Source organism: Okeania sp. SIO2F4 (genome assembly GCF_010672385.1).
Taxonomy (GTDB): domain Bacteria; phylum Cyanobacteriota; class Cyanobacteriia; order Cyanobacteriales; family Microcoleaceae; genus Trichodesmium.
Genome location: NZ_JAAHGT010001348.1, coordinates 1 through 1,678 on the forward strand (window position 1 = coordinate 1; position 1,678 = coordinate 1,678).

Below are 1,678 nucleotides of genomic sequence, written 5' to 3' on the forward strand. Positions count from 1 at the left end.
TATTCTGCGCCGACAAAACATAAAATAAAATTCCGACTCCGCAACTGTTCCATCAACACCCTAGCCGCAGTTCTCGGCTCATTAATATCTACACTTTTTAGATAATCCCTAATAATTTTTTCTAAATCATTTCCATGAATCAAATTACCAGCTAAACCTGCCTCATTGTCCTGCATAAAATGAGCAACTCGACGCAAAATTGCCTGCTTATCTTTATAGTCAATAGTTATCGGGTCAATCTTCGCATCAATTAATGCCCGTTCCATATCCCACTGCTGTAATAAAACCCGCGAAGCTTGATTATAAAGTCCGGCTCTATCTCTGGGCAATTCTTGATTTCGATTTAGAATAGACATCATAGTTAATAACAGAGGATTTCCCGACAATTCATTAATAGCTGAAGAATCCTTAATTGCCCGTTTCAACCTTTCCCTTTTCCTCTCTCTTTCTGCCACATCTAAATAAGTTAAATCATGCCAACGTTGAATAAAATCCTCAACTTGCTCGGCTTCTAAATCTTGCAATATAAAATGATTAAATTCAGCATCCCGGAGTTTTTGTGGCTTATAACCAATTATCCGCGAAGTAACAATAACTCGTACATTTTTATAGTTATTTGTAAACCGATGAATATCTGTAATTATCTCTTCTCGTTTGGCAGGCTCAAAAACTTCATCTAACCCATCAAACATTACAATTGCATCGCCATTTTTTAATTTTTCATCGAGTTCTTGTTGAGGAAACTGACAAACAACTCCACTACCTTTTTCCAGAAAATCCAGAAAATTATTACACTTATTCCCATCATGGTTACGCACATAAGTCCGCAACTCAATTAATAGAGGTATTGGCTGTAACGGCAAATCTTTCAGTGGTAGTTCTGCCCATTCCAAAGCAATATATTGTAATAAAGTAGACTTGCCAGAACCGGGGTCGCCCAAAATAACTAAATATTTATATTTCTTGTCTTCTATTAATTCCAAAACTGAGCGAATCTGTTGTTCAAAATATCTGCGCCGGAGATTTTCCAATTGTTCTGGAGAAAATTCTGCCTCCAACTGACCAGTCTGTTTTAATCGTTGGAGATATTCTTTAGGAATCTCATGTACTTGAGGCAAAAATTCTTGAGATTCTCGGACATTTTGAGGAATAAACATTCGCCATAATTTCAATTCATTATAACCATAACCACTCGTATCTAAACTTTCTAATTTCAGATTTCCATATTGTTCTCGGATTCCCTCCTGATGTTTTTTGAGGTCAAATTCCGGTCTAATTTCAGAGTATTGATTTGCCAGTTTCTCTAGATTTTCAGAATCTAATATTTCTCATAATTCATCCGACTCTCGAATAATCTTTTTAACCCTTCTCCGATATTGCTCGGCAACAAAATCCCAATTAAATTCATCTGGCAAAGGTGGATTAATTTCATTTCCAATAGTAGCTAATTTCTTAGTATCCAAAATTTTTACATCATTATCAAATGCACTAACCAGAACTTCTAAAACTGACTTATTTTTAATAAACTGTTTTAAAGGTTTGGTGTATTGTTTTAATTCACTTTCACTCAAATCAGCATTTTCTAACTCTTGCTGTATCAAATCTAAAAAATATTTAATTGCTTGTGCCGTAGCTTTTTGTAAAATTTTTCCATTTTTCATCCCACCAATAGCATCAG

1 protein-coding gene and 1 pseudogene are annotated in these 1,678 nt (G+C 34.9%); both read right to left on the reverse strand.

Features of this window, described 5'->3' with window-relative positions:
• Positions 1-1,172: NACHT domain-containing protein (locus F6K22_RS40305; RefSeq protein WP_293110715.1), on the reverse strand; the 1,172-nt coding region annotated here is incomplete at its 3' end.
• Positions 1,173-1,253: 81 nt separating this feature from the next.
• Positions 1,254-1,661: pseudogene (locus tag F6K22_RS40310) on the reverse strand (hypothetical protein); the annotation flags it as partial.
• Positions 1,662-1,678: the final 17 nt, after the last annotated feature.